The sequence below is a fragment of the Mesorhizobium sp. M1252 genome (assembly GCF_040318265.1).
In the GTDB taxonomy this organism is placed as follows: domain Bacteria; phylum Pseudomonadota; class Alphaproteobacteria; order Rhizobiales; family Rhizobiaceae; genus Mesorhizobium.
Genome location: NZ_JAMYLX010000001.1, coordinates 456,790 through 483,260, shown reverse-complemented (window position 1 = coordinate 483,260; position 26,471 = coordinate 456,790). Strand labels below are relative to the sequence as shown.

27 protein-coding genes and 3 tRNA genes are annotated in these 26,471 nt (G+C 62.4%); 12 read left to right on the top strand and 18 right to left on the bottom strand.

The genetic code is table 11. The annotated features are described in order from the left end of the window. Window positions 1–8 precede the first annotated feature (8 nt). Window positions 9–1,184 (bottom strand): elongation factor Tu, encoded by a 1,176-nt coding sequence (tuf, locus tag NKH22_RS02395; RefSeq protein WP_023723394.1) that lies wholly within the window; start codon window positions 1,182–1,184, stop codon window positions 9–11. 312 nt (window positions 1,185–1,496) lie between these two features. On the opposite strand from tuf, the gene NKH22_RS02390 reads away from it, so the two are divergent. Next, the gene (locus NKH22_RS02390; RefSeq protein ID WP_023681464.1) at window positions 1,497–2,384 is read left to right on the top strand and encodes a DMT family transporter; all 888 of its coding nucleotides are present in this window, start codon (window positions 1,497–1,499) and stop codon (window positions 2,382–2,384) included. Between the two features lie 65 nt (window positions 2,385–2,449). On the opposite strand, the gene NKH22_RS02385 is transcribed toward NKH22_RS02390, so the two are convergent. After that, window positions 2,450–2,707: a GlsB/YeaQ/YmgE family stress response membrane protein gene (locus tag NKH22_RS02385; protein WP_023667446.1), complete on the bottom strand. Its 258-nt coding sequence runs from the start codon at window positions 2,705–2,707 to the stop codon at window positions 2,450–2,452. A 131-nt stretch (window positions 2,708–2,838) separates the two neighbouring features. Between NKH22_RS02385 and NKH22_RS02380 the strand changes: the two genes are divergently transcribed. Continuing rightward, on the top strand, window positions 2,839–3,315 hold the full coding sequence (locus tag NKH22_RS02380) for a YidB family protein (RefSeq protein WP_023681465.1): 477 nt from the start codon (window positions 2,839–2,841) through the stop codon (window positions 3,313–3,315). Here the strand turns inward: NKH22_RS02380 and NKH22_RS02375 are convergent. Next, the gene (locus tag NKH22_RS02375) at window positions 3,312–4,199 is read right to left on the bottom strand and encodes a helix-turn-helix transcriptional regulator (RefSeq protein WP_023725777.1); all 888 of its coding nucleotides are present in this window, start codon (window positions 4,197–4,199) and stop codon (window positions 3,312–3,314) included. The two genes, NKH22_RS02380 and NKH22_RS02375, sit on opposite strands and share 4 nt — an antisense overlap. 98 nt (window positions 4,200–4,297) lie before the next feature. On the opposite strand from NKH22_RS02375, the gene NKH22_RS02370 reads away from it, so the two are divergent. Beyond that, complete coding sequence (locus tag NKH22_RS02370) at window positions 4,298–4,621, top strand: VOC family protein (RefSeq protein ID WP_306413607.1); 324 nt, start codon at window positions 4,298–4,300, stop codon at window positions 4,619–4,621. An 82-nt stretch (window positions 4,622–4,703) separates the two neighbouring features. On the opposite strand, the gene NKH22_RS02365 is transcribed toward NKH22_RS02370, so the two are convergent. The 3 genes from NKH22_RS02365 to NKH22_RS02355 all read right to left on the bottom strand — a co-directional run bounded on the left by NKH22_RS02365 (window position 4,704) and on the right by NKH22_RS02355 (window position 5,108). Further along, a tRNA-Gly gene (locus NKH22_RS02365) sits at window positions 4,704–4,777 on the bottom strand. Window positions 4,778–4,805: 28 nt separating this feature from the next. Next, window positions 4,806–4,890 (bottom strand) — tRNA-Tyr (locus NKH22_RS02360). Next, the gene (locus NKH22_RS02355; RefSeq protein ID WP_155929598.1) at window positions 4,869–5,108 is read right to left on the bottom strand and encodes a hypothetical protein; all 240 of its coding nucleotides are present in this window, start codon (window positions 5,106–5,108) and stop codon (window positions 4,869–4,871) included. The genes NKH22_RS02360 and NKH22_RS02355 overlap by 22 nt, the downstream gene beginning before the upstream one ends. On the opposite strand from NKH22_RS02355, the gene NKH22_RS02350 reads away from it, so the two are divergent. Beyond that, window positions 5,101–5,952, top strand: a complete 852-nt coding sequence (locus tag NKH22_RS02350; protein ID WP_352908887.1) for a TrmH family RNA methyltransferase — start codon at window positions 5,101–5,103, stop codon at window positions 5,950–5,952. The genes NKH22_RS02355 and NKH22_RS02350 overlap by 8 nt on opposite strands. A 43-nt stretch (window positions 5,953–5,995) precedes the next feature. Here the strand turns inward: NKH22_RS02350 and NKH22_RS02345 are convergent, their stop codons facing one another. The 3 genes from NKH22_RS02345 to gcl form a co-directional block, all read right to left on the bottom strand. Next, window positions 5,996–6,883, bottom strand: a complete 888-nt coding sequence (locus NKH22_RS02345; protein ID WP_352908885.1) for a 2-hydroxy-3-oxopropionate reductase — start codon at window positions 6,881–6,883, stop codon at window positions 5,996–5,998. A gap of 218 nt (window positions 6,884–7,101) precedes the next feature. Then, on the bottom strand, window positions 7,102–7,899 hold the full coding sequence (gene hyi, locus NKH22_RS02340; protein WP_352807775.1) for a hydroxypyruvate isomerase: 798 nt from the start codon (window positions 7,897–7,899) through the stop codon (window positions 7,102–7,104). 168 nt (window positions 7,900–8,067) lie between these two features. Continuing rightward, a complete protein-coding gene (gene gcl / locus NKH22_RS02335) occupies window positions 8,068–9,849 on the bottom strand; it encodes a glyoxylate carboligase (protein WP_352908883.1) in 1,782 nt (593 codons plus the stop codon). A gap of 204 nt (window positions 9,850–10,053) precedes the next feature. Here gcl and bhcR point away from each other — a divergent pair, with 204 nt between their 5' ends. Next, entirely contained in the window at window positions 10,054–10,872 is an 819-nt protein-coding gene (gene bhcR / locus NKH22_RS02330) for an HTH-type transcriptional regulator BhcR (protein WP_023681470.1), read from the top strand. Between the two features lie 47 nt (window positions 10,873–10,919). Beyond that, window positions 10,920–11,282: a hypothetical protein gene (locus NKH22_RS02325; protein ID WP_245260572.1), complete on the top strand. Its 363-nt coding sequence runs from the start codon at window positions 10,920–10,922 to the stop codon at window positions 11,280–11,282. A 76-nt stretch (window positions 11,283–11,358) separates the two neighbouring features. Here the strand turns inward: NKH22_RS02325 and NKH22_RS02320 are convergent, their stop codons facing one another. From NKH22_RS02320 to NKH22_RS02310, 3 genes are all read right to left on the bottom strand, one after another. After that, window positions 11,359–11,667 carry a BA14K family protein gene (locus NKH22_RS02320; RefSeq protein ID WP_023667455.1) on the bottom strand — a complete coding sequence of 103 codons (309 nt, stop codon included), beginning with the start codon at window positions 11,665–11,667 and terminating at the stop codon, window positions 11,359–11,361. Window positions 11,668–11,867: 200 nt separating this feature from the next. After that, window positions 11,868–12,116, bottom strand: coding sequence for a hypothetical protein (locus tag NKH22_RS02315; protein WP_023702462.1), 249 nt, complete (start codon window positions 12,114–12,116; stop codon window positions 11,868–11,870). Between the two features lie 170 nt (window positions 12,117–12,286). Further along, window positions 12,287–12,454, bottom strand: coding sequence for a hypothetical protein (locus tag NKH22_RS02310; RefSeq protein ID WP_352908882.1), 168 nt, complete (start codon window positions 12,452–12,454; stop codon window positions 12,287–12,289). Between the two features lie 158 nt (window positions 12,455–12,612). Here NKH22_RS02310 and NKH22_RS02305 point away from each other — a divergent pair. After that, a tRNA-Thr gene (locus NKH22_RS02305) sits at window positions 12,613–12,688 on the top strand. A 126-nt stretch (window positions 12,689–12,814) separates the two neighbouring features. Here the strand turns inward: NKH22_RS02305 and NKH22_RS02300 are convergent. The 4 genes from NKH22_RS02300 to NKH22_RS02285 all read right to left on the bottom strand — a co-directional run bounded on the left by NKH22_RS02300 (window position 12,815) and on the right by NKH22_RS02285 (window position 16,827). Continuing rightward, a complete protein-coding gene (locus tag NKH22_RS02300) occupies window positions 12,815–13,342 on the bottom strand; it encodes a DUF2569 family protein (protein ID WP_245260196.1) in 528 nt (175 codons plus the stop codon). Between the two features lie 166 nt (window positions 13,343–13,508). Further along, window positions 13,509–14,198 carry a TetR/AcrR family transcriptional regulator gene (locus NKH22_RS02295; RefSeq protein ID WP_023688400.1) on the bottom strand — a complete coding sequence of 230 codons (690 nt, stop codon included), beginning with the start codon at window positions 14,196–14,198 and terminating at the stop codon, window positions 13,509–13,511. A gap of 69 nt (window positions 14,199–14,267) precedes the next feature. After that, window positions 14,268–15,695 (bottom strand): amidase, encoded by a 1,428-nt coding sequence (locus NKH22_RS02290; RefSeq protein WP_023688399.1) that lies wholly within the window; start codon window positions 15,693–15,695, stop codon window positions 14,268–14,270. Window positions 15,696–15,792: 97 nt separating this feature from the next. Beyond that, window positions 15,793–16,827 (bottom strand): extracellular solute-binding protein, encoded by a 1,035-nt coding sequence (locus NKH22_RS02285; RefSeq protein WP_023688398.1) that lies wholly within the window; start codon window positions 16,825–16,827, stop codon window positions 15,793–15,795. Window positions 16,828–17,112: 285 nt separating this feature from the next. Here NKH22_RS02285 and NKH22_RS02280 point away from each other — a divergent pair, with 285 nt between their 5' ends. From NKH22_RS02280 to NKH22_RS02270, 3 genes are all read left to right on the top strand, one after another. Then, window positions 17,113–20,088, top strand: a complete 2,976-nt coding sequence (locus NKH22_RS02280; protein ID WP_023807391.1) for a caspase family protein — start codon at window positions 17,113–17,115, stop codon at window positions 20,086–20,088. A gap of 444 nt (window positions 20,089–20,532) precedes the next feature. Next, entirely contained in the window at window positions 20,533–21,300 is a 768-nt protein-coding gene (locus NKH22_RS02275; RefSeq protein ID WP_023681482.1) for an NAD kinase, read from the top strand. 192 nt (window positions 21,301–21,492) lie between these two features. Beyond that, entirely contained in the window at window positions 21,493–23,106 is a 1,614-nt protein-coding gene (locus NKH22_RS02270; protein WP_031196539.1) for a DEAD/DEAH box helicase, read from the top strand. 166 nt (window positions 23,107–23,272) lie between these two features. Here the strand turns inward: NKH22_RS02270 and NKH22_RS02265 are convergent, their stop codons facing one another. Continuing rightward, window positions 23,273–24,166: a LysR family transcriptional regulator gene (locus NKH22_RS02265; RefSeq protein ID WP_023691233.1), complete on the bottom strand. Its 894-nt coding sequence runs from the start codon at window positions 24,164–24,166 to the stop codon at window positions 23,273–23,275. Between the two features lie 119 nt (window positions 24,167–24,285). On the opposite strand from NKH22_RS02265, the gene NKH22_RS02260 reads away from it, so the two are divergent. Together NKH22_RS02260 and NKH22_RS02255 are read left to right on the top strand one after the other, a co-directional pair. Continuing rightward, the gene (locus NKH22_RS02260) at window positions 24,286–25,170 is read left to right on the top strand and encodes an NmrA/HSCARG family protein (RefSeq protein WP_023691232.1); all 885 of its coding nucleotides are present in this window, start codon (window positions 24,286–24,288) and stop codon (window positions 25,168–25,170) included. A 47-nt stretch (window positions 25,171–25,217) separates the two neighbouring features. Continuing rightward, the gene (locus NKH22_RS02255; protein WP_023667468.1) at window positions 25,218–25,487 is read left to right on the top strand and encodes a DUF2798 domain-containing protein; all 270 of its coding nucleotides are present in this window, start codon (window positions 25,218–25,220) and stop codon (window positions 25,485–25,487) included. A gap of 238 nt (window positions 25,488–25,725) precedes the next feature. Here NKH22_RS02255 and NKH22_RS02250 read toward each other — a convergent pair whose 3' ends face one another. Continuing rightward, window positions 25,726–26,334, bottom strand: a complete 609-nt coding sequence (locus tag NKH22_RS02250; protein ID WP_023691231.1) for a hypothetical protein — start codon at window positions 26,332–26,334, stop codon at window positions 25,726–25,728. Between the last annotated feature and the right edge of the window lie 137 nt (window positions 26,335–26,471).

Here is a 26,471-nt window from a genome sequence, read left to right as displayed (position 1 = left end):
GGGCTCGATTACTCTTTGATGGTGACGACGATGCCGGCACCGACGGTGCGGCCGCCTTCACGGATGGCGAAGCGCAGCTTCTCTTCCATGGCGATCGGCACGATCAGCTCGACATCGACCGTGATGTTGTCGCCGGGCATAACCATTTCCGTGCCTTCCGGCAGCGACACGATGCCGGTCACGTCGGTCGTGCGGAAGTAGAACTGCGGACGGTAGTTGGTGAAGAACGGCGTGTGACGGCCACCTTCGTCCTTGGTCAGGATGTAGGCTTCGGCCACGAACTTCTTGTGCGGCTTCACCGTACCGGGCTTGGCCAGAACCTGGCCGCGCTCGACGCCTTCACGATCAACGCCGCGCAGCAGCGCGCCGATGTTGTCGCCGGCCTGGCCCTGATCGAGCAGCTTGCGGAACATCTCGACGCCCGTGCAGGTCGTCTTGGTCGTCGGGCGGATGCCGATGATTTCCAGTTCCTCGCCGACCTTGACGATGCCGCGCTCGACGCGGCCGGTCACGACCGTGCCACGGCCCGAGATCGAGAACACGTCTTCGATCGGCATCAGGAACGGCTTGTCCAGCGGACGAACCGGCGTCGGGATATAGGCATCGACCGCAGCCATCAACTCGCGGATCGCATCTTCGCCGATGGTCTTGTTGGAATCTTCCAGAGCAGCCAGCGCCGAACCCTTGACGATCGGAATGTCGTCGCCGGGGAACTCGTTCTTCGACAGAAGCTCGCGAACCTCGAGCTCGACCAGTTCGAGCAGCTCGGCATCGTCGACCTGGTCGACCTTGTTCAGGAACACCACGATCGACGGCACGCCGACCTGACGGGCAAGCAGGATGTGCTCGCGGGTCTGCGGCATCGGGCCGTCGGCGGCCGACACGACCAGGATCGCGCCGTCCATCTGCGCAGCGCCCGTGATCATGTTCTTCACATAGTCGGCGTGGCCGGGGCAGTCGACATGGGCGTAGTGGCGCGCAGCCGTCTCGTATTCGACGTGCGCCGTCGAAATCGTGATGCCGCGGGCCTTCTCTTCGGGCGCCGCATCGATCTGGTCGTAGCGCTTGTATTCGCCAAAATACTTCGTGATCGCCGCCGTCAGCGACGTCTTGCCATGATCGACGTGGCCAATCGTGCCAATGTTCACATGAGGCTTGTTACGCTCGAATTTACCTTTTGCCATAGTCTCTTTCCTTGGACGGCCTTGACCTTCAGTTCAGTCGAATGCGGGCGATTAGCGACTACGGCCGAAAAACACAAGTGCCTTGTGGCCGGGTGCGCTGTCCACTCGGTGCGAACCGATGATCCGATTGCGGGGATGTGGCGCTGATATAGGAACGCGCGAACGGAAATGAAATGGGGGCTGCGGGCTCCAGCACCTGTTTGCTATTCCCGCCCATGTCCTGTCCCGCCCATGTCCTGGCCTTTGCCTGCCGGATGTGCAGCCGGCGCCTGGCCCATTGCCGCTGCGGCGGCGGTCTGATTTGGTTGCCCCATGCAATTCATACCGACCTCCATACGCGGCCCGCTGTTCATGATCGTTTCGACGGGGTCGTACCTCGTCAACGACACGATGATGAAGCTCGCCACAGCGGGATTGCCGTCCTATGAAGTGCTGTTCCTGCGCGGGGTCGCGGCCACGCTATGGGGCATGCCGCTGCTGTTCCTGCTGGGCTATGGCAGGCAGATCCCTTTGATCTTCGACAAACGCGTGCTGCGCCGCAACCTGCTCGAGCTGGCGGCCATCCTTTGCTACGTCGTGGCGCTGGCCAACATGCAGATCGCCGATTCGACCGCGCTCGGGCAGATCACCCCGCTTTTGATGCTGGTCGGCTCCTCCATCCTGTTCGGCGAACGGATCGGCGGCGTGCGCATGGCGCTGATCGGGCTCGGCTTCATCGGTGCGCTTATGGTGGCCCAGCCGACCATGCAGGGCATCTCGGTCTATGCGTTGCTGGCGCTCGGCAACGCGGCATTGGCGGCGGCGCGCGATCTTGCCGGCAGGCGGGTCGCGGCCGAAGTGCCGGGCATGATCGTCGCCATTTCCGCCGTCGTGGTGGTGCTGATCGGCGCGGGCGCCGCGCATCTCGTTTCCGAGCGCTGGGTGATGCCGGAAGCCCGGCACCTGCTGCTCATGGCCGGCGCCGGATTCTTCCTGATCTTCGGCCATTTCTTCATCTTCATGGCCTATCGCGTCGGTCCGACCGGCGTGGTGGCGCCGTTCTACTACTGCTTTACCGTCTGGGCGGTCATCTCAGGCGTGCTGGTATTCGGGCAGTTCCCGAATGCCCTGGCGGTCTGCGGCATCCTGCTGGTGGTCGCGAGCGGGCTGACCATCGTCTCGCTTGATGAACGCAAACGCAGGCTGACCGTCGTCGCCTGACCTTCAAGTCAACGCGTCGAAGCAGGTTTGGCCGTCCTGCGGTCAGCCAGTCGGCAGACTGGTGCCTAAAGCGTTCGCTTGCCGGAGAACTGGTGATAGGCCCACAGCACGACCACCGCGCCGATGACGGCGACGATCAGGCTCCAGATGTTGAGGCCGGTCACGCCCGTGGCGCCAAAGGCGCTGAAGATCAGCCCGCCGACGATGGCGCCGACAATGCCGAGCACGATATCCATGATCAGGCCCTGGCCGGTCTTGTTGACGATCTTGCTGCCGATAAAGCCGGCGATGACGCCGAGGATGATCCAACTGATAATGCCCATTTTTCCTCTCCATTCCCCCGCCGGCCGATCATGGTCACATGATTGTCAAAAGCTCAAGCCAACTTGAATTTCCGCCCGCATGCTCCATTGTAGCCGGCGGGACGGGCTTGGTCGTTATGGAGGATTGACCTATGGGACTTTTTGACAATGCCGTACCTGGCGGCAACATCACCAAACCGCTGATGATCGCGCTCGGCGCGCTGCTGGTGGGAAAGATGCTGAGCGGCAGAAGCGCCGAACAGACGAGTGCCGAAGAGACGGGCGAGCCCGCCCAGCCTCAAACGCCAGCCCCCACCGGAACCACGGCCTCAGGGGATGGCGGCCTGCTTGGCGGACTGGGCGGACTGCTCGACAAGCTCAAGACTGCCGGCCAAGGCAATGTCGCTGACTCCTGGGTCGGCACCGGACAGAACCAGCCGATCAACGCCAATGATCTCGGCAAGGCGATCGGCCCGCAGGTCATTCGAGAGATCGCGCAAAGGACCGGACTGGACGAGCAGGAGTTGCTCAAGCAATTGTCCACAGCCCTGCCCGGCATTGTCGACAGACTGACGCCGAACGGACAGGTGCCGCAGCAACACCAGGTCGCGTCCGCCTTCAACAGCTAGACTTCTGCGCCTGCATCACGCGCAAACACGCCCGGCACCGCCTTGCGGCTGTCGGGCGTTGCTGCGACCAGCGCCGCGAACCGCCTGGCAGTCGACGCATCGACCGGCGTGTAGACGGAAACCGAGAAATCACTGTCGCGGCCGCCCGGCTGCAGCGTGGCGAAATCGAACGACATCGCGCCGGCGACAGGGTGCCGGATGGATTTCCGCCAGATCGGTGGCTCGGCGATGTCGCGGCTGTTCCAGCACGTGGCGAACGCTTCGCTTGCCGCTTCCAGTGACGAAACCAGCGCAGCCAGCACCGGATCGCGAGTCATGGCGACAGTGGCAAGCCGGAACTGCGCCGCCGCCGAGCGCAAAACCTCCGGCCAGTCGACAAAGCGCTGCCGCCATTCCAGGTCGAGAAACAGCCGGGCGAGCAGGCTGCCGGACCACTCATCATCCGTCTCGAAATCCCCAAGCAGCACCGCCGCCGGATGGTTACAGGCGACGACCTGCCAGTAGCGATTGACGACATATGCCGGGTGCGGCGCCAGCCCGTCGAGCAGGCTGAGCAACGGCGCGCTGGGCAGGCCTTGCGCGCCGAGCCGGTTTCGCCAATCGAGATCGGGCCGCGCCAATTGGAAGAGATAGGCCTGCTCCGACCGGCTCAGTCTCAGCACCCGCGCCAGCGAGCGAAGCACCTGCGGCGACGCGTTCACCTCCCGTCCCTGCTCGAGCCAGGTGTACCAGGTGGTGCTGATCCCCGCCTGGGCGGCGACCTCTTCGCGCCTGAGGCCCGGCGCCCGGCGGCGGCCATTGGCGCCATCGATCCGCGGCAAGCGGTCCCGCCGCTCGCGCAGGAAGCGGGCAAGCTCATCGTGCCGTGGGCCGTCGTATGGCATGCAGTCACCTCCAATACCAGTATAAGCTATAGTCTTGTACTACTTTAAAGGAAAGCTAGGTTGCGGGCGATCGAACATCTGCCCACGGGACTTCGACAATGAATGCGCTCAATGAAATCCGTCAGATCGACTACACCGTCATCTTCGCCCGCGACATGGCCGCCATGCGGCACTTCTACGGGGATGTGATGGAATTTGATCTGCAGCGCGAACTCGGCGACAGGTGGATCGAATATCGGGTCGGCCCGAACACGCTGGCCTTGACCAGCCTCGGCATGATGTTCAACGACACGCCGCAGCAGCGGGATGCGCTGTCGCTTCAGCTGGCATTCCGGGTGGCGCCGGAGATGGTCGCTGCTTGCGCCGAGGCGCTTCAGGCCAAGGGCGTGCAGCCAGTCCTGCCGCTCACCGACCAGGAATGAGGCCACAGGACAGTGTTCTTCCGCGATCCGGACGGCAACGTTGTGGAGATATTCGCTGAGATCTGATGCGGAGTGGGGAGTTTGGAGCGGGTAGCGGGAATCGAACCCGCATATTCAGCTTGGAAGGCTGCTGCTCTACCACTGAGCTATACCCGCATCGTCCTCAAGGTTCGCGGGCTGGCAGTGGTGGAGAGGGTTGGATTCGAACCAACGTAAGCTAAGCTAACGGATTTACAGTCCGTCCCCTTTAACCACTCGGGCACCTCTCCAGCCTGCCGTCGAAGCCTTGCAACGAGGCATTCTCGCCGATCAGGTCGAAACCAGGGTTTTGTCCGAAATCAGCGAAGCGCCTTATGGCGGCAAGGCCAGTGGGTGTCAACCGCACCGCAAGGCAAAATGCGCTGAATTTGACAGCCTGCCCGGCAAGCCGGCTTTCTGCCTGTATCCACAGCCCGGCGACGCGGCTATAGAAGCCGGCCATGAGCAATGACAACACGCCCAAGACCGCCAAAGACACCCATTACGCCAAGCTGCGCCGCGCCCATCGCGACGAGAAGGCCGGCGGCGCGCCCGCCTTCCGGCCGCGCCAGCCGGTGCCGCCGGGCGAAAACGCCGCCGACGGGCTGGTCAGGCTCTATGGCCTGCATACGGTGCGCGCGGCGCTCGACAATCCGCGGCGGAAGATCCGTAAAATGCTGGTGACGCGCAATGCCGCCGAGCGGCTGGCGATCGCCGACCTCGCCGCTTTGCCGTTCAAGGCCGAACTCGTCGAGCCCAAGGAGATCGACAAGATCACCGGTTCGGATGCCGTGCATCAGGGCGTGCTGATCGAAGCCGAACCGTTGAAGCCGAAACGCCTCGACACGCTCGGCGACACGAAACTGGTGCTGGTACTCGACCAGGTCACCGACCCGCACAATGTCGGCGCCATATTGCGCTCGGCGGTCGCCTTCGGCGCCGGCGCACTGATCACCACGGCCCGCCACAGCCCGCAGGAATCCGGCGTGCTGGCCAAATCCGCCTCCGGCGCACTGGAGCATATCGACCAGATCGAGGTGAAGAACCTGGCCGACGCGCTGGGACAGCTGCACGATGCCGGCTTCCAGACCATCGGCCTCGATTCGGACGGGCCGGCCGAACTCGAAACGAGTTTTTCAGGCGAAAAGATAGCCCTGGTGCTCGGCGCCGAAGGCAAGGGCCTGCGCCAGAAGACGCGCGAGACGGTGACGACACTCGCCCGCCTCGACATGCCCGGCGCCATCCGCTCGCTCAACGTGTCGAACGCCGCGGCGGTGAGCCTTTATGCGGCACGGAAGTTCCTTGGAAAGTGAATAGTGAATGCTGAATGGAAAGCGTTCTTACCGTCACCGTTCACTATTCACCCACTTCATGCCCCGCCATCCGCTCCAGCGCCCGCACCAGCGCCGAATGATCCTCTTTCGCCCCCCCATTCGCCGCGCACGAGTTGAACAGCTGCTGCGTCGTCGAGGTGTTGGGCAATGAGACGCCGAGCGCCTTGGCGCCTTCCAGCGCCAGGCTGAGATCCTTCTGGTGCAGTTCGATGCGGAAGCCCGGCGCGAAGGTGCGCTTTATCATGCGCTCGCCATGCACCTCGAGGATGCGCGATGCCGCCAGCCCGCCCATCAGCGCCTGCCGGACCTTGGCGGGGTCGGCGCCGGCTTTTGCGGCAAAGACCAGCGCCTCGGCGACCGCCTCGATGGTCAGGGCTACGACGATCTGGTTGGCAACCTTGGTGGTCTGGCCGACGCCGTTCGGGCCGACAAGCGTGACGTTCTTGCCCATCTTTTCGAACACGGGCTTGGCGCGCTCGAACGCCTTGTCCTCGCCGCCGACCATGATGGTCAGCGACGCCGCCTTTGCGCCGACCTCGCCGCCCGACACCGGCGCGTCAAGATAGTCGCAGCCGAGATCGTTCATTTTCTTGGCGAAAACCTTGGTCTCGATCGGCGAGATCGAGCTCATGTCGATGACCAGCTTGCCCTTGCTCAGGCCGGAAGCGACACCGTTCTCGCCGAACAGCACCTCGGCTACCTGCGGCGTGTCTGGGACCATTGTGATGACGATATCCGCGGCCTTGGCCACTGCCGCGTGGCCGGTGATGCTTCTCAAGCCCTTGGCGACGAGATCGGCCGGCGGCTTCGAGCGGTGGTCGCTGGCGATGACGGTGTAGCCGGCATCCAGCAAATGCCCCGCCATCGGCGCGCCCATGATGCCGAGGCCGATGAAGCCGATGGTTTCCATTGTTGTCTCCTTTGTTGAGGCTGAGTTCCTTCGCGCCCCCCTCTGGCCTGCCGGCCATCTCCCCCACTTGTGGGGAGATCGGCAGTTTCGGCGCCTCGCTCACCCTGCAATGTTGGGGATTGGCGAAAGCCGGGATGACGTCTGATCTCCCCACCTGTGGGGGAGATGGCCGGCAGGCCAGAGGGGGGCGCGAAGGAACGCGACTTCAATCGTAACAGCTAAGCCGCAGCACTCCCCTGCCCGTTAAGCTCCCGAAACCACCCCAGCCCAGCCTCCGTCCCCGCCTTCGGTTTGTATTCCGCTCCGACCCAGCCGGAATAGCCGATCCTGTCGATTTGCTCGTAGAGGAAGGGATAATTGATCTCGCCCGTCCCCGGCTCGTGACGGCCGGGATTGTCCGCAAGCTGGATATGCGCGATGCGGCCGAGGTTGGCCTTGATGGTACGGGCGAGATCCCCCTCCATGATCTGCATGTGATAGATGTCGTATTGCAGGAACAGGTTCTTCGAGCCGACGCGGTCGATCAGCGCCAGCGCCTGGTTCGAATAGTTCAGGAAGAAGCCCGGGATGTCACGCGTGTTGATCGGCTCGATCAAAAGCCGGATGCCGGCCTGCTCCAGTTTCTCGGCCGCAAACGCCAGGTTTTCGGCAAAGGTATTTTCCAGCACCGAACGATCCACGCCCTGCGGCGCGATGCCGGCGAGGCAATTGACCTGCTCGCAGCCCAGCGCATGGGCATAGCTGATCGCCTTGGCGATGCCTTGCCGGAATTCCGGCACGCGGTCGGGTAGCACCGCGATGCCGCGCTCGCCCTTGCCCCAGTCGCCGGCCGGCAGGTTGAAAAGCACCTGGTTCAGGCCGTTCTTCTTCAGCCGCGCCGCAACGATCTCGGGCGCATGATCATAGGGGCCGATATATTCGACGCCCTTGAAGCCGGCGCGGGCTGCGGCATCGAAGCGATCGAGGAACTCATGCTCGCCAAAGAGCATCGACAGATTGGCTGAAAAACGCGGCATTCTTTTTCTCCTTCTTCTGCTTGGCCCTAGGCGTGTTGAGATTCAGGTCGGGCAGAGTCGAAAACGGTGACTTTCGAAAACCGGAGCGGAACGTACTTTCTGTACGTGAGCACCGGAAGCGCAGGAAGGCGCCGTTTGCAGGCCTGTCTCACCTGAATATCGGCGCGCCTAATCGAGCAACACAATCGCCGTTGGCGCATCCTCATGGCTTTCGGCAAGGTCCTCGAATTCGGTGATCTTGTCGATTTCCGTGCCCATGGAAATGTTGGTGACGCGCTCGAGGATGAATTCGAGCACCACCGGCACCTGGTATTCCTTCATCAGCCGCTGCGCTTCCTTGAACGCGCCGGCGAACTCTTCCGGTTTGCGCACCCGGACCGCCTTGCAGCCCATCGCTTCTGCGACCGCGACATGATCGACGCCGTAGCCGGCCTCCGGATCGTTGGCGCGGTTGACGTTCTCGAAGGCCAGGCTCACCTCGAAATCCATCGCAAAACCGCGCTGCGCCTGGCGGATCAGGCCGAGATAGGCATTGTTCACGACGACATGGATATACGGCAGTTTGTGCTGTGCGCCGGCCGCCAGTTCCTCGATCATGAACTGGAAGTCGTAGTCGCCCGACAGCGCCACGATGGTGCGATCCGGATCGGCGGCGCGCACGCCAAGCGCTGCCGGCAGCGTCCAGCCGAGCGGGCCGGCCTGGCCGCAATTGATCCAGTTGCGCGGCTTGTAGACATGCAGGAACTGCGCCCCGGCGATCTGCGAGAGGCCGATCGTGGTGACGTAGGTGGTGTCACGGCCGAACGACTTGTTCATCTCCTCATAGACGCGCTGCGGCTTCAGCGGCACCTGCTCGAAATGCGTCTTGCGCTTCATCGTCTTCTTGCGGGTCTGGCATTCCTTCGCCCAGCCCGACCAGTCGCGCAGCTTTCCTGCCGTCTTCCATTCGGTGGCGACGTCGAGCAGCATCTTCAGTGCCGCACCGGCGTCCGAGACGACGCCGAGATCCGGCGCGAACACCCGGCCGATCTGGGTCGGTTCGATGTCGACATGGATGAATTTCTTGCCCTTGGTGTAGACATCGACCGAACCGGTGTGGCGGTTGGCCCAGCGATTGCCGATGCCAAAGACGAAATCGGCTTCCAGCATGGTCGCATTGCCGTAGCGGTGCGAGGTCTGCAGCCCGCACATGCCGGCCATCAGCCGGTGATCGTCGGGGATCGTGCCCCAGCCCATCAATGTCGGTATGACCGGCACGCCCGTTATCTCGGCGAATTCGATCAACAGATCCGACACATCGGCGTTGATGATGCCGCCGCCGGCGACGATCAGCGGCTTTTCCGCGGCATTGAGCATCGCCAAGGCCCTTTCGGCCTGGGCGCGCGACATTGCCGGCTTGAACGGGACAAGCGGCACGTAGGCATCGATATCGAATTCGATCTCGGCCAGTTGCACATCGACCGGCAGGTCGATCAGCACCGGACCAGGCCGCGACGAGCGCATCAGGTGAAACGCCTTCTGCAGCGCCATCGGCACGAGATAGGGCTCCATGACCGTGACCGCCCATTTGGCGACGGGTACGGCTATGGCGGCGATATCGACCGCCTGGAAATCCTCCTTGTTGAGCCGTGCCCGCGGCGCCTGACCGGTGATGCACAGGATCGGGATGGAGTCCGCCGCCGCCGAATAAAGCCCGGTGATCATGTCGGTACCGGCGGGGCCGGATGTGCCGATGCAAAGCCCGATATTGCCCGCCTTGGCCCTCGTATAACCTTCGGCCATGTGCGAGGCCGCCTCGACATGCCGCGCCAGGATGTGGCGGATCGAGCCCCTCGCCTTCAGCGCCGAATAGAACGGATTGATCGCCGCGCCCGGCACGCCGAAGCCGCAGGAAATGCCTTCCTTTTCGAGAACGAGAACCGCTGCATCGACAGCGCGCATCCTGGCCATGTCCAGCCTCCTCAAGATTGTTGGTTGGTTGACAATGCCAGTGTCGTTTTCATTTTTCAATTTTTTCAGAATAATTTTTCATTTCGAGAAAACCCCTTCTATACACTGATTCCACTGGCTTTTTCGTTTTCCATGAATCCGGCCATCAAAATCGATGAAAAAGTTTTTCATTGCGATTTCGGCGAAACCGGCGACAATGCCGCCATGGAAACCAGCGAAAAACGCCAGCGCGGCCGGCCGCGCGCTTTCAACGGTCCGTCCGAGGCCGGTTCTGTACAGTCGCTGGACCGGGCCTTGCGCATCCTGGCCATCGTCGCTGAAGGCAGTGGCCTGTCGCTGAGCGAGATTTCGGCGCGTAGCGAGCTCGCGGCGTCCACCGCCTACCGCATGCTGACGACGCTGCAGAACCACGGCATGGTCGAGTTCGATACATCGGACCAGCTGTGGTCGATCGGCGTCGAGACCTACCGCATGGGTGCCGCCTTCCTGCGCCGCCGCAAGCTTGTCGACAGGGCCCGCGTGGTCATGCAGGAATTGATGGAGAAGACCGGTGAAACCGCCAATCTCGGCGTCGCCGAGGACGATTGCGTCGTTTTCGTCAGCCAGGTCGAGACCCATCAGGCGATCCGCGCCTTCTTCCGCCCGGGCACGCGCAGCTCCTTCCATGCCTCGGGCATCGGCAAGGCGGTGCTGGCGCAGCTCGAGCCGGAACGCGTCGCCGCCATCCTGCGCAAGTCGGGCCTGCAGCGCTTCACCGACAAGACGCTGTCCGACATTTCGGCGCTGGCCCATGACCTGGCTGTCATCAAGCACCGCGGCTGGTCGGTCGACGACGAGGAGCGGCATCCCGGCATGCGCTGCGTGGCCGCCGCCATTTTCAACGAGTTCGGCGAGCCGATCGGCGGTGTCTCGGTCTCCGGACCGACGGTGCGGGTGACGATGGAGCGGCTGGACGAGATCGGGCCGCTGGTGCGCGACGCCGCCGCTGAGGTGACGAGGATGATCGGCGGGTTCCGATTATAATGCGGAGAACGCTTCAGCTTTTGCTCGCCGCTTCACTGTGCGGATGCGTGGCGACGGCGCCCGAGCCCGCCCCTGTCTCCCAGCAAGTCAGCGAGATTCCGATCTCGCTCGCTTTGGAGGAGACAATCACGATCGGCATTCGCCAGCATTTGCAGGATCCTGTATCCGCCAAATTCGGGACGATGCGTGCCGGCGAGCGAACGCTCGACGGCCGCCGCGAAATCCTGGTCTGCGGCCATGTCGCTGCAAAGACGTCGTCCGGTGGTCATACAACAGGCCAACCGTTCGCCGCCAAGATCTATCCGGATGAAGGAAGCAGCTTCGAACTCATCGCCATGGGCGATCAATCGCAGAATGCGAGTGTTGCCCGCATCTGCCGTGCAGCGGGATTGCCGATCTCCGAACCGTAGCCCGCACCGCGGCGCGCTCAAATCAGGAAGGAGGGGCTGCGTACAGCCCCTCCTTTCCGTGTGGGGGTGCCTCCTCCTAAAGGCGGCAATAGTGGCGGTAGCCGTCATAGCCGACATAGGTGTCGGAGTACGGATCGTAACTGGCGTAGCGGTTGGCGCAGCGGCGGACGTGCCAGGAGCCACCCTCGTCGTCGACATAGACGGTGCGGGGCTGCTGGTTGAGCAGGCTGCCGAGCACGAACCCGCCGACGCCGGCGGCGATGCCGATGCCGATTTCGCGGTTGTGGTGATGGCTGTGGGCGGCCGACGGCTGGACGGTGCCGACCAGCGAGGTGGCGGCGACAGTGCTGGCGATAAGAGCGGAAGCGATTTTGCGCGTGAACATGACGATCTCCTTGTTTCGTTGCGAGAGGCGATCCATCCGCCTCTTGATGATGGGTCGTCGCGACGAGAAAAAAGGTTCGAAGGTTTTTGAGATTTCTTCTCGGGTCCGGCAAAAATCTGCTGCGTGCCGGTTTCATCGCTATCGAGGCCAAGCAAAAAAGGGCGGCCGAAGCCGCCCTTTCCGCGAGGCGGTCGTCTCGCTCAAAGGAAGATGATCACCTTGCCATGATGATGCTTGTGGTGGTGGTGCTTGTGGTGGTGGTTCCACCACCACCAAGGCTTGTCGTGGTGGTGGTGCTTGTGGTGGTGGTTCCACCACCACCAAGGCTTGTCGTGGTGCTTGTGATGATGGTGGTGGCTGTGAGCGGAGGACGACTGCACGGTGCCGGCGAGCGCGCCGGTGGCGACGAGAATGGCGACGAGGCCTGACGTAAGAGTGCGCTTCAACATGATGATCTCCCTGGTCGAGGCGACCATTCGCCTCTGGAGATCAGTCGTCGCGGTGCGGCGAAAGGTTCGAAGGTTTCAGCGAGTAGCGAGTAGCGAGTAGCGAGTAGCGAAATGGCTTTCGGGAGTTAAGACTTCCCTATTCGCTACTCCCTATTCGCTATTCGCTCCCGTCACCCCATGCCCGTAACGTGCCGCAGCCAGAAGGCCAGCACGATGAAGCCGATGATTGTGGCGACGCCGGTCCAGTCGATCTTGGCGCTCTTCACATCCTTCATGAGCTTCACCACGAGAAACCAGGCGATGACGACAAGCGGCAGGATGATGACAAGTCTGATCATGCGACACCCCGTTCGATGCGTTTGCACCTGAGAGATATGTAGGGATCGCATTGGCGGTTTTCAGCATGGCGGCCCGCCCACCTCGGCGGGGTCCATCAGCGATCGAAAACGGAGTTTTGTCTTTACTGGCGCACGAAATATGCTAACCGGAGCGCCGTGCCCTTGTAGCTCAGCTGGTAGAGCAGCGGTTTTGTAAACCGAAGGTCGGCGGTTCGATTCCGTCCGGGGGCACCACCCTTCACTCTTCGAGCTTCGGGTGGCAGGCCACTCGAAGCTCGTTAGACGAAGGAGGACTGCCGACGGTTCTATTCTGCGGAGCTGGCAGCACGACATCAGGCCAACTCGCAGCCGTCGGACCTTCTAGGAAAATGTGGCAGCCTGTATGGCTGCCGTATCGCCGAACGTGTTCCTCACCCTAACCGACCTGTAGACGTAGGCGGCCCAGATCCCTGTGACTATGAAGGATGCCAAAGGTGTAACCAGAGCTCCTCCGGCAAGCAAACGGTTTACCGGGACACCAAGCACAGTCGATATCCAAACTGTGTCCAGTACGAACAAGAGAGGGATCGCGAACCACAGACATATGAACAGCTGCGGAAAGCGGTGGCTTCGCCGCAGCATCGAAACAAGCACGACCAGCTGAAGCACCAGAAATGCCAGATTGAGGGCTGCCTCGCCATAGATGGCCAAGGCCCCGTTGGGCACTGTAACAAGCTGTTGGTAGGTTTTGACCAGACTGGCCATATCGACAAGTGTGCGCAACGGCGAAAGGGACAGGCTGATCGCCAGCAGGATCAGCCAGCCGCCGAACCCCACGAGGTCATCTGGGCTCTGTGAGGATTTGCGCGACGACCGGACGGCGAAGAAAACCGGCACGCCAATCAGCAACAGAAGTATCGCCCAATGCCACATTTACCCACCCTCGAATGCATCCCTGGGTTGTTTAGCTCGCACCTCTGGATTGTGCAAGCGTTTTTACAGAGATCAAGGCATCGTAGAGATTTTCGGGTTTAGGTTTGCAGAGGACGCTTTCGTCGCTCGCAATGGCCGCATCTCACCCCAAGTCAAAATGCCGCGGAAAGGCCTGGTGCAGCAGGAGCAGCATGGTCTTGCGCAGCACGTCGGTGTCGCGGCTGGACGGGTTGAGATGGTCCCAATACCAGGCGCCATGCACCAGATAGTTCAGGCTCTCCGACAGCGTGTCTATGTCGACGCCGGTGTAACCGCCGCTGCGTGAAATCTCGATCAGCAGCTCGCGCGCTTCGGCCGTGTAGGCGAGATCGCTCGGCAGGCCGATTTCATTGTAGATCTGCATGCTCTTGCGGTCGCTGGAAAACACGACGAAGACCGAGACCCATTTCGGATGCTGCCGGGCAAAGCGCTGCGCGCAATCGACCGCGCCCAACACCCGCTCCACCGGCGACAGGCCGGGCGCCCGCACCAGCGTCAGCCACAGCGCGTCATATTGGTCGCTGAGATATTGCAGGACGGCCCGGAACAGGTTCTCCTTGCTGCGAAAATGAAAGACCACCAGTGCGTTGGACGAGCCGACATGCTCGGCAATGCGCTGCATGGTGACGCTGGCCAGCCCCTCCTCCGCGATGAGCTCGATGGTGGCGTCGATGATGCGCTGGACGCTCGCTTCGCCGCGCTCGCGCCGGCGGTCCTTGGGCGCGGCGTCGTTCGCCGCACCCTTGGCCGCCTTGCTTTTTCCCGCATCCGGAGTGGCTATGCGTTGCGCCATTGTCGTCAGGCCTTTCCCCGGCGGCCGAAACATCCCGCCGCTGCCTTGGCATGCCGGCGCCCTGCGGACTCACAGCGCCGGGCGTGTCCCGGCATTCGTGTACCACTGACCACGAGCCGTCTCATAGGCCATACCCGCCCGGAACACGTCAGCGTCGCTATAGGTGCGGCCGACAATCTGGATGCCTGTCGGCACGCCGTTGGCGGCGCGGCCCGACGGGATCGACAGAACCGGGCAGCGGCTCAGCATGTTGAACGGCGTCGTCATCACCCAGCCCAGCGACGGGTTCACCTCTCGTCCATTGATCTCGACCTTGCCTTTGGTCTGATCGAATTCCGCCGGCACTGCGGGAAGCGCATTGGTCGGGCAGATCAGCACGTCGTATTTTTCCAGCAAAGGCCCCAGCGTCAGGTACATCCTGGCCGCCACATCGAGCGTCGCGACAAAATCCGTCGCCTTCGACTTCTGCCCGTCCTGCGCGAACTGCCTGGCATAGCTGGTCATGTCCTTGCCGTTCTTGGCGAGCAGCGGCGACAGCGAGGCGCCGAAGAGATGTTCGAGATAGGCCATGCCGGCCTTGAGCACCTCGTCGCCCCAGCCGAGGTCCACCTCCTCGACGGTGGCGCCGAGCGAGCGGAACACATCGCAGGCAGCGAGCGTGTTCTTGCGCACGTCCGCATCCACCTCGAAGGACCCGAGATCCATGGAGAATGCGATCTTCCAACCCTTGATCGGCTTGTAGTCGAGCGGCAGGCGCAGTTTCGGGCGCAGCGTGGCGATGTCGAGCGGGCTCGGCCCGGCCATGACGTTCTGCAGCAGGATCGCATCCCCGACGTTTCGGGCCAAGGGCCCGGTGTGGCAGAAAAAATCGAGATTGAACGGCGGCTCATCGGGATTGCGGCCGTAAGGCGGCTTGAAGCCGACCAGGCCGCAGGCCGAGGCAGGGATGCGGATTGAGCCCGCTATGTCCGAGCCGGTTGCGATCGACGACGTGCCGGAGGCCAACGTTGCCGCCGAACCGCCCGACGAACCGCCCGGCGTGAAATCCGGGTTCCAGGGGTTGCGCGTGACGCCCCAGCGCTTCGACCAGGTATAACCGGCGCAGCTGAATTCGGGCGTCGCGGTGCGGGCGTGGACGATGCCGCCGGCCTTCATGACACGCTCGTTCATGGTCGAGGTATGGCCGCCAATGGCGTCCCCGGACAGCAGCGAGCCATGCGAGGTCGGCTTGCCCTTGATGTAGCTCTCATCCTTGATGCCGATCGGCAGGCCCTCGAGCGCGCCGGTCCTGGCGCCTCTGGCGTATTTCGCCTCGGCTTTTCTGGCGAGATCCATCGCCTCGTCGAAATGCGTGAAGGTGAGGCAGTTGATCGTCGCCTTGGTTGCCTCGGCGCGGCGGATGGTGGCCTGCATCAGTTCCAGAGGCGACAGTTTCTTCGCCTTGAACAGCCGCAACGCCTCGCTGGCCGGCATGTAGCAAAGGTCGAGATCGGACATAAAAAATCTCCCGCGGCGGCTTTACGGCATCTGGCATTGGGGATGGCCGAGCCGCGATGCGCGGCCCGATGTTGGTCAGCTTCGGCCGGCGGCGCTGCTATTTCTGCAGATCGGTCCAGATCCTGGTGTAGAGCGCCTGGACGTCGGCGGGACAGGCCGACATGAATTGGCCCTTGTCGGCAAATTCGGCCGGAACATCCACTTCGGGCGCGCCCTTCATATCGGCCGGCAGGAAGGGCTCGGAGCCCTTGATGCCATTGGCGTAGTGCGCGAAGGCCGAGATCATCGCTGCATTCCTGGGGTCCATGATGAAATTCTGGAAGAGCTTGGCGTTCTCGACGTTCTTGGCATCCTTGAGCACCGCGACATTGTCCATCCAGATTGGAAAGCCCTCCTTGGGATAGCCGTAGACGATCTTGTCGTTCTCCAGCCGCTCGCGCAGCGATATGCCGTTCCAGTTGACGCCGGCGGCAATGTCGCCCCTGCCGAGACCGTCGACGGCCGCATAGTCGAGCGACAGCCATTTCGCTTTCGCCTCGATGAGCTTGTCATGCACCTTTTTCAAAAGCACCTTGTCGTCGGTGCAGTACTTACCGCCCTCATAGGCAATGGCGAGGAACATGATGTCTCCCATTTCGGGCACGACATTGATCTTGCCCACGAGTTCCGGCGGCGGATCGAGGAAAATCGCCGAGGTGTTCGGATCGCCCGCATAGACCGATTTGTTGACCGAGATGCCGGTCGTGCCCCATTGCCACGGCACCGAATATTTGCGGCCGGGGTCGAACGGCACGTCGACCCATCTCGGATCGACGTTTCTAAAGTTCTCCATCGTGTTGGGATCGGTTTCCAAGAGCAGGCCTTCGCTGATCCAGATCGGCATCACGCTGGCCGATGGAACGACGATGTCATAGCCGGAAGCGCCCTGGCGGACCTTGGCCAGAGCCGTATCGTTGGAGTCGTAGTCGGTGACGGTAACCTTGACCTTGTAGGTTTCCTCGAACTTCTTGATCAGGTCCGGGCTGGTGTAGTTGCCCCAATTGTAGATTTGGAGTTCGCCCTCGGCGCGGGCAATGCCGGTCATCGCCAGCAGCGACAGGCCGAGCGCCGTGGCGGTCGATTTCAACTGCATGCTTGTGTCTCCCATTGTTGGGACCGGCGGGATTGCGCCTCGAGTCCCTAAGTTCCCTTCGTCCTGGTGATCATTCACCGGCGAATGCCGGCTGACCAACTCGGTATCTCGGGCAACGGTATTAATTACTAAACATACAGTCAATATCTTTTAGCGACACAACTGCATCATCGGCACCGGCAGTGCGCCGGCGAAGCCGACATGATATGGTCAAGGTTGGGCCATTGATGAATTGGGGCAAGCCGTGGCGTGAGCGCCGCAGCCTGCAGGGCTTGGATCACGGTCATGCGCCTTTTTCTGGCGGTCGTGCTGCTGATGACCATGGCGCTCTTCTCCGCTGCGCGCGGCGAAGAGCGGATAGCGCTGGTTGTCGCCAATCCGGCCTCTGAGGGCTCACCGGCAATCGCCAACGCCGACCTCAGTGCCGAACTCGTTGCAGCGACACTACGATCGCTTGGCTTCACCGTCCGGCAGGTGTCGGATGGCGACCGCGCCGATGTCGCGCGCGCCATGCATGATTTCGCCCAATCCCTGGCCAAACCGGACTCCGTCGGCATCTTCTACTATGTCGGCCACACCGCGCAGGCCAACGGCAGGAACTATTTACTGACGCGCGGCACCCGGATCGATTCAAAGGAAACGGTCGACCAGACGGCATTGCCCCTCGATCTGTTCATGCAGGCGCTCGAGGCAACCCCGACATTGAAGGTGGTTCTGCTCGACAATCCCGGCGATGGCCACAACCCTACTTCCGGCGTGATGCAGGGTCTGGCGGCGGTCGATCCCCTCACCCACGCCATCGTCGCTCTGTCGGCCAAACCCGGAACCGTTGCACTGGGCGAAGCCCGCCCCGTCACCGTATTTGCCGATGCGCTCACCGCTGCGCTGGTCAAGCGCGGCGCGGACATAGCCATCATCCTCGCCTCGGTCAGGCAAACCACTATCGACAAAACGTCAGGCGCCCAGTGGCCATGGATGGCATATGGCCGCTCGGCAGACGCTGCCTTTGTGCTGACGCCGGACCAGGTGGCCGGCGCGGCACCGGCGCTGCCGCTTGTGCCGGAACCGGCACCGCCGGCGATGGCGAGCGGCGGCTACATCTCCGGGAGTGGCGGTTGGGAGCCTGATGGCAGCGACTACGCCGATGGCAGCGGTCAGGAGCCCTACCCCATGGACGTTGCACCGGGCTCCGGCAGTCCCGATGCCGCGATGGGCGACAGCGCCAAGGAGGCGGCGCTCTACGAGGAATACAAACGCCAGGAACAGCAGCGCCAATTGCAGGAAGAGCAGGCTCGGCAACGATACGAAGAGGAAAAGCAACGTCTTGAAGACGCAGCTGTGGCCGCTGCCCAGAACAATCTCGGCGGGACCTATCCGCAGGATGGCGGAGCCACCGGCGCCGAACCGCCCCCCGATAAGGCAGGGATCCCCCCTGAGGACGGCATGACATCGGCCCCGCCACCCGCGACCGGCGCCGAAAGTCCGCCGGAGGCGCAGGCGCCACCGAAACCAGCGCCGCCGCCCATCGACCAGGCGCAAAGCCCTCCTTCCGGCGGCGCCCTTCCACAACCCGAGACGGGCGCTGTCGAGGTGGTGCGCCATCCAACCATCGATGCGCCGGATGAGATTGTCGCCGGCGAGACGGTGACCGTTTCGATCGCCCTTACCGAAGAGCAATTCACGCCCGAAGTGAAGGTGAAGGCAGCGCCGGGCTCGTCGGTGACGGAAGATGGCGCCCTGGCCATGGCGATGCCGGCGGGAACCGAGCAATGGCCGATCGATATCGATCTGTTCGCCTCCGGCTTCGATCTCGCTGACGGCGGCAAATGGAGCCGACGGACGACGCTCTACCGCCAGGGCGACAGCGACTTCGTCCGCTTCGACGTCAAGGCGCGGCCGATCGCCAAGGACAGCAAGCCGGCCCAGTTCATCGCGCGCATCTACAGCGCCGGGAGGTTCCTGGGATCGGCATCGCGGTCGGTTATCATTCGCCGCACCGCGCCTGTCGAGGCAGCCGCTCTGAGCGCCACAGCCGAACGCTCCGCAGCACCTGCCATGCTGATGCTGGCCGCAGCGGCGCCGCAGCCGGCGGTAACTGGCAATGTGACGCTCGGCGGCGCAGCCGGCGATGACGTCCCCGATCTCGACGTGACCATCCTCTATGACGATCCGAGCGGGCTGGGTTCGGGGCAGATCATCATCCATTCGCCGCATCTGGCCGGTCCGGTGACCGATACGTTCTCGACGCCACCTGAGATGGCGGCATGGCTGGACTCCGAATACCGCCGCCTGCTGCAGCTCGGATTGAGCCTGCGCGGCGCCGTTTCGCTGCAGCAGCCTGCCGCAAGCAGCGATACGGGGGCGCAAAAGCGCTTTGTCACGCTCGCCGCCGAAGGTTTTGGCGATGCGCTCTACCGCGACTATGTGCCGAAACCGTTCAAGGACGTGTTCTGGTCGCTGCGCGGCAAAGGCGAACTCCATTCGATCCAGATCACCTCGAACAGCCCGACGCTGCCCTGGGAATTGATCCGCCCGCGCAGCGCCGACGGCGCCGTCGCCGACGGTTTTCTCGGCATGGGCTACCGGCTGGCGCGCTGGGCTCCGCGCAGCAGTGCCTCACAGGTCGACAACCCGCTCGACCGCATGACCTTCACCGGCGTCGCGGCCGTCGCGCCCTCCTATCTCGACAAGCGCTCGCTGCGCTTTCAGCAGGACGAGATCGCGGCGCTGAGCAAGCTTTACGGCTACCGCCGCTTCGATGGCGATTTCACCTCTTTCGAGAAACTGGTCGGTGAAGTCTCGACCGGTTTCATTCATTTCTCCGGTCATGGCGAGGTCAACCAGCCGAGCAGTGGCCGGCCGGTCTTTGCCATCGATCTCGTCGACCAGTCGCTCGACCCCGATACATGGGCCGCGCTGGTCGCGGCCGCGCATGGCAAGGGCAATCCGTTCTACTTTTTCAACGCCTGCGACACCGGCCGTTCGCAGATGCTCGGCGGTTTCGTGCAGGGCTGGGGTCCGGCGGTGCTGGCGGGCGGCGCTTCCGGCTTCATCGGCGGCATGTGGCCACTGACCGACCGCGCGGCAGCGGCCTTCTCGACCGATTTCTATGGCGGCATCAGCACGCGGATCAAGGACGGGCCGGTCTATCTGGCCGAGATCCTGCAGGATGTCCGCAGAGAATTCTACCGGACCGGCGATCCGACCTATCTCGCCTACACATTCTACGGCAACGCCAATCTGAGGATTGTCGGGCAGTAGGCGACGGATCGTCGTTGGCGGATTGGCTTCGCCTACAATGCGTTTTGCGGGCATGGCACGCCGGCGCCGCCGCAGCGTGAGGCCATCGGCCTGGAGCTCATGTCTTCGGACTGCCGCACAAGCTCCGCAAAGAGAAGGGCGAAACTTCCCATCACAAGGAAGACGATAATCAGGCGTGTCACCGGCAATAGACAGGTCTCGACTGGCTAGCCCCCCAGCCACCCATCCTCTGTCGGCTAACATGATCGATCAGGCTTTACGAGTGCTTAAGCTCGCACTTAACCATCACATTCGCCGTTCCGGCGACATGAAGCGCGAGCCGCCGATTTCGTTTCGCCGCGGCCGCAACTGGCCCGGACGATGCCTCCCTTTGCAGATGCGCTTGCCCATGCTACCCCACGCAACCGCCGCCGACCGCCATCGGCCGACCGCCATCGGAATGTCATGAGCAAAGCCAATCTCGCCTTCGTCTCCTCCGACACTGCCGATGCCAAGGCGGCGATGGAGAGCCTGTCGGCCCGCTATGGCCAGGCATCCTTCGACGACGCCCAGGTGGTGGTGGCACTGGGTGGCGACGGCTTCCTGCTGCAGACCTTGCGCGACACGATGAGCACGGGAAAGAAGGTCTACGGCATGAACCGTGGCACCATCGGCTTCCTGATGAACGAGTACCGCGTCGGGGGCCTCACCGAGCGCATCGCGGCCGCCGTCGCCGAAACGATCCGCCCGCTGGAAATGCTGGCGTTGACGCATGAGGGCGAGACGGTTTCGGCACTCGCCATCAACGAGGTGGCGCTGTGGCGTCAGTCCTACCAGACGGCAAAGATCCGCATCACCGTCGACGAGCAGGTCCGCATCGAGGAACTGAACTGCGACGGCGTGATGATCGCGACGCCGGCCGGCTCCACCGCGTACAATCTTTCGGCGCACGGGCCGATCCTGCCGCTGGATGCGCCGTTGCTCGCGCTGACCCCGGTCAGCCCGTTCCGGCCGCGCCGTTGGCGGGGTGCCTTGTTGTCAAACAAGGCGACCGTACGCTTCGATATTCTGGAGTCGGAAAAGCGCCCGGTGAACACCGCCGCCGACCACACCGAGGTCAAGGCGGTGGCTTCCGTAACGGTCCGCGAATCGCCGACTGCGACGGCAACGCTGCTGTTTGATCCCAACCATTCGTGGAACGAACGCATTCTCGCCGAGCAGTTCCGCTATTGAGCCGGCGCAAAGAGTGACTACCTAATTAAGCATCGCGATTAAGCTTACGTTTTCACAATCGTGCCAATCCCGCCCGTTTCTGTTGACAAATCGCGGGCTTGCGCCTAATCGCAATACCAATCTTGCAGGCACGCTGTGCTTGCCGCGACGGATGCCGTTGCGCTTCCCCGAACCAGCCAAAGACAGCAACTCTTGTCCTCAGACACCACGACCGCTCTAGAAGCGTTGACCTTTTCAGACCTCGGCCTGTCGCCCAAGGTCCTTTCCGCAGTCACCGATGCGGGCTACACCGTGCCGACGCCGATCCAGGCTGGCGCCATCCCGCATGCCTTGCTCGGCAAGGATATTCTGGGCATAGCACAGACCGGCACCGGCAAGACGGCTTCCTTCGTGCTGCCGATGCTGACCCGCCTCGAAAAAGGCAGGGCCCGTGCCCGCATGCCGCGCACGCTGATCCTCGAGCCGACGCGCGAGCTCGCCGCGCAGGTCGAAGAGAATTTCATCAGATACGGCAAGAACCACAAGCTCAACATCGCGCTGCTGATCGGCGGCGTCTCCTTCGACGAGCAGGACAAGAAGCTGGAGCGCGGCGCCGACGTGCTGATCGCCACGCCCGGCCGTCTGCTCGATCACCGCGAGCGCGGCAAGCTGTTGCTCAACGGCGTCGAGATCCTCGTCATCGACGAGGCCGACCGCATGCTGGACATGGGCTTCATCCCCGACATCGAGCGCATCTGCGAGATGATCCCGTTCACCAGGCAGACGCTGTTCTTCTCAGCGACCATGCCGCCGGAGATCACCAAGCTCACCGAGAAGTTCCTGCATGCGCCGGTGCGCGTCGAGGTTTCCAAGGCGGCATCCGCTGCCACCAACATCATCCAGCGCCTGGTCAAGTCCGGCTCCAAGCCGTGGGACAAGCGCGAGACGCTTCGCAATCTGATAAAGGCCGAAGACGCCGAGCTGAAGAACGCTATCATTTTCTGCAACCGCAAGGTCGAGGTCGCGGAGCTGTTCCGCTCGCTGCTGAAGTATGATTTCGACGCCGGCGCCCTGCATGGCGACATGGACCAGCGCGCCCGCATGCAGATGCTGGCCAATTTCCGCGATGGCAAATTGCGCTATCTCGTGGCGTCCGACGTCGCCGCGCGCGGCCTCGACATTCCCGACGTCAGCCACGTCTTCAACTACGACGTGCCGATCCACGCCGAAGACTATGTCCACCGCATCGGCCGCACCGGCCGCGCCGGACGCTCGGGCAAATCCTTCACCATCGCCACCAAGTCCGACACCAAATACATCGACGCCATCGAGCGGCTGATCGGCAACAAGATCGAGTGGCATGACGGCGACCTGTCGACCGTGGTCGCCAGCGAAGGCGGCGAGGACGAAGCGCCCCGCCGTGGCCGTGGCGCTCCGCGCCGCGCCGGCCGCAAGGACGAGGACCGCAAGGCCCATGATCGCAAGGAGGGTGGCGAGCGCAAGCCGCGCGAACGCCATGCCAAGCGCAGCGACGACGCGCCAGCGGCAGATGCCGCGCGCGAGGAACAGCCGGTGGTAGCCGAGGCCGCGGTCGCCGACATCGGCGAACGGCATCAGCGCAAGGAAGCGATCCGCTCCGAAAACAGCGACCGCAAGGTCTCCGATCGCAACAACGAGAACCGCGCCCCGGAACGCGGCGACACAAGGCCGCAGCGCGCCAGCAACAGCCGCCCTGCCCGCGGCAACAACCGCGGTGAAGACAATGACGGCACCGTCGGCTTCGGCGACGACATGCCGGCCTTCATGAAGATCGTCGCCAAGGTCTGATTCCATGAGCCGCGGCGTCCCGAGGACGCGCGGCTTTCCTGGACGCGATTGGGATGCGAGATCTGGAGCCCGCTCAGGATCAATCAGCGCCATGCGCGGTAATCGCAAGACAGGCTCGATCTGCCCGATCTCTTCCGGCCTGGAGCGCTTCAAATACCCGTCGATGCTACAGGCTTTTGAGTTCCAGGCGGGATGCCAATAAATCCAGAAATGCCCGAACCTTGGCCGAAGATGACCGGCCTTCCTGCCACAAGGCATGGATCGGCACCGGTGCCGGCTCGAATTCCGTCAAAACCAGTTCGACGAGACCGTCGTCGACCAAATGTCTTATCTGCCACAGAGGCGAGAAGCCCAAACCCAGTCCGTGGATTGCGGCGGCATAGACCGAGGTCATCAGATTGGAGCGAAAAGCGCCTGCGACCTTCACGGTCCGGGGTTTCCCGTCGATCTGAAACGTCCATTCACCTGGACGCTCGTTAGCGGTTCTGATGATGCAACTGTGCTCACTCAGCTGGAAGGGATGGGCCGGCCGGTCGCACCGCGCGAAATAGGAAGGCGCGCCGAACACAACGCGCCGCAACGCTCCCAGGCGTTTGGCTTTCAAGTTGGAATCCGGCAAATCGCCGATGCGTATTGCCAGGTCGAGACCTTCGGCGCCAAGATCGGCAAATCCATCGGAAAGTTGAAGATCGACCTCGACCCGGGGAAATGTCCGCATGTATTCCGCGATGACAGGCATCAGGACGTTCGGGCCAAACAGAACCGGCGCCCCGATGCGCAGGACGCCTGCCGGCTCCGATCGTTGATTGATCGCCTGAAGTCTTGCGTCGTTTATTTCGTCGACCGCGGGTTTGATCCGGTTGAAAAAGGCTGCTCCGACTTCACTTGGTGTCGAGCGACGCGTTGTCCTGTGGATCAGCTCGACGCCGACTGATTGCTCCAGTGCCGCCAGGGACCGGCTGACCGACTGCAGCGAGCGGTTCAGCCGATGTGCGGCAGTCGTCAGACTTCCATGCTCGACGATCGCGATGAAAGCCTCGAAATCGTCCATTCGGCTCATGCATTCTCCCGACATTCGACATAATATATCGCAAAAACGGGTAATTGTAACGACAATTGCGACGTCGTACCTCTCTGCAAGTTGTCCCGCGAGGACAGGCTTGATGGAAGGAAATCGTCATGCAAGTAGCCAATCCAACTGTTCTGGTTGTTGGTGCCACAGGCCGAGTTGCGGGACTTGTCGTGCCTGAACTTGTCCGCCGCAATGCCAATGTTCGAGCGCTCGTTCGCGACCCTGCGAATGCCGAAAAGGCCCGGAAGGTGGGGGCATCCGAGGTTGCGACAGGAGATTTGCGAAATCGTCAGAGCCTCGAAAGGGCGGTCGCGGGCGTCGACGGCGTCTTTCACATTGGGCCGGCTTTTGCTCCCGATGAAGCAGCCATGGGCGTTGCCATGGTTGAGGCCGCCACGCGAGCAGGAGTTCGAAAGTTCGTCTTCTCGTCGGTGATCCAGCCTACCAATACGCGACTGAAGAACCATGCCAGCAAGGTGCCTGTCGAGGCTGCTCTCTACTCGACGACGATGGAATATACGATTCTGCACCCTGCCAATTTCATGCAGAACCTCGCAGCGGCCTGGCCGTCCGTCGTTGAACATGGTGTTTTCTCGGAACCGTTTCCAAAGACGGCGAAGCTGGCCCGCGTCGACTACCGCGATGTCGCTGAGGTGGCGGCGATCGCCCTAACCGAAGCGCGATTGTCCTACGCGACCCTCGATCTGTGCGCTGACGGCATGCACAGCCGGGAAGACATCGTTGCGATGATGAGTGAGGAACTTGGCAGACCCATCTCTTCTGGTGAGCCGACATTTGGCGAGTGGGCGGCCGAGGCACGCCTTCCCTACAATGACCGCCAAATGCAGGTGCTGGCCAAAATATACGCCCACTATGCCCACTATGGCCTTGGCGGAAACAGTCTGACATTGCGCGCCGCCCTGGGCCGCGAACCGCGTTCGTTGCGCGGCTTTATTCGAAACCTTGCCCAGCAAATGGCGCAGGCCGCCTGACTGCGCCCAGCCGCGCATACTTCCACTTTTCGAGAAGGAGATAGGTGATGCGACCGTCATCCCACAAGGTTTTGAAATCGAGGAAGCTACCGGCCTCCTACAATGCGCTGGTAATGCCATTCGTACTTTCCATCCTGATGTCGTGCATTGTTTCCGCGGTAGCGACGCTGATCAATGCGGGCTGGACAACCGGTTTCGTGGCGACCTGGCCGTATGCATGGGGAGCATCATGGCTAGTGGGCTTTCCAAGTCTGCTGCTGGTCTTGCCGATCGTGCGCCGTATCGTTGCGGCAATTGTCGATCAGCCGACCTCGTAGGCCTTGATTACGGAGTCCGACATGCCAAACAAGAACGGCCCTTGCGGGCCGCTTTTACCTTCGACTGACGGCTCGCAGCGCCATTGTCGACTTCCGCGACCAGATACCTGTCTTCATGCGGGCAGCCTTCATGCGCGCCGGCCCTCATGCCGATCGTCGTCCGAGCCTGACTCCCGAGCGCTCTCAAATGCAGCCGGCCAGCTTGCACTCTTGGCACGCTCCTATCCTGGCCCGTCCGTCACATCGGGCCGGGCATCATCTTGGTCGGGTTTTCCAGCATCGGAAACTCTGCCTTGCTGCATTTCACGTTCGGGTTGGTCGGACTGAACATGCCGTTCGGATTGTCTCTGAACAGCCAGGCATGAAGGTCGTAGTGGACGAACTCCCTCGGAATGAGCGGATAGTGCCCTTCCATCGGTCCCATGAAGGTCTGGCCAAATAGTTTTGGAGGTTCCTTGGTGTCTGGCGTCAGGGGCACCAGCCATTCCACGCCAACCAATTTCAAGCCTTTCTTGGTCGGCTCGTAGATCAGCACATTGGGGCGCATCGGATCGAGTTTCTGACCGACACTCGGGACGTTGACGAAATGGATGCCCATAGCGCCCTTCGGATAGTCCATTGCGCCCTCGATCCTGTCCCCGCTGTAATAGACGCACCCGACAGTCGACAGATAAAGGTCGCGGACGGCGACCGTGTAGTCTTCATATTTGGCGAGCGATTTCTTCAACGCTTCGATGTCGGCTTTGTTGGCGTCCTCGGCTCGAGCCGTGGCCGCTGCGCACCAAGCGGAGACCAGACCTGTCAAAATGAGGACGCCGCAACGCCCAAGACGAGCTGTTCTTGTCATGCATTCCTCCCAGATTTCCTTATCTGGCCGTGCAGGACCGGGGCCGACTAAGTGACTGCATGGCCGTTTGTATCGCCCCATCCCCTCTGGAACCGCACCAATGCTAATCCCTTCCAAGGCCTCCGGAAAGGGATTAT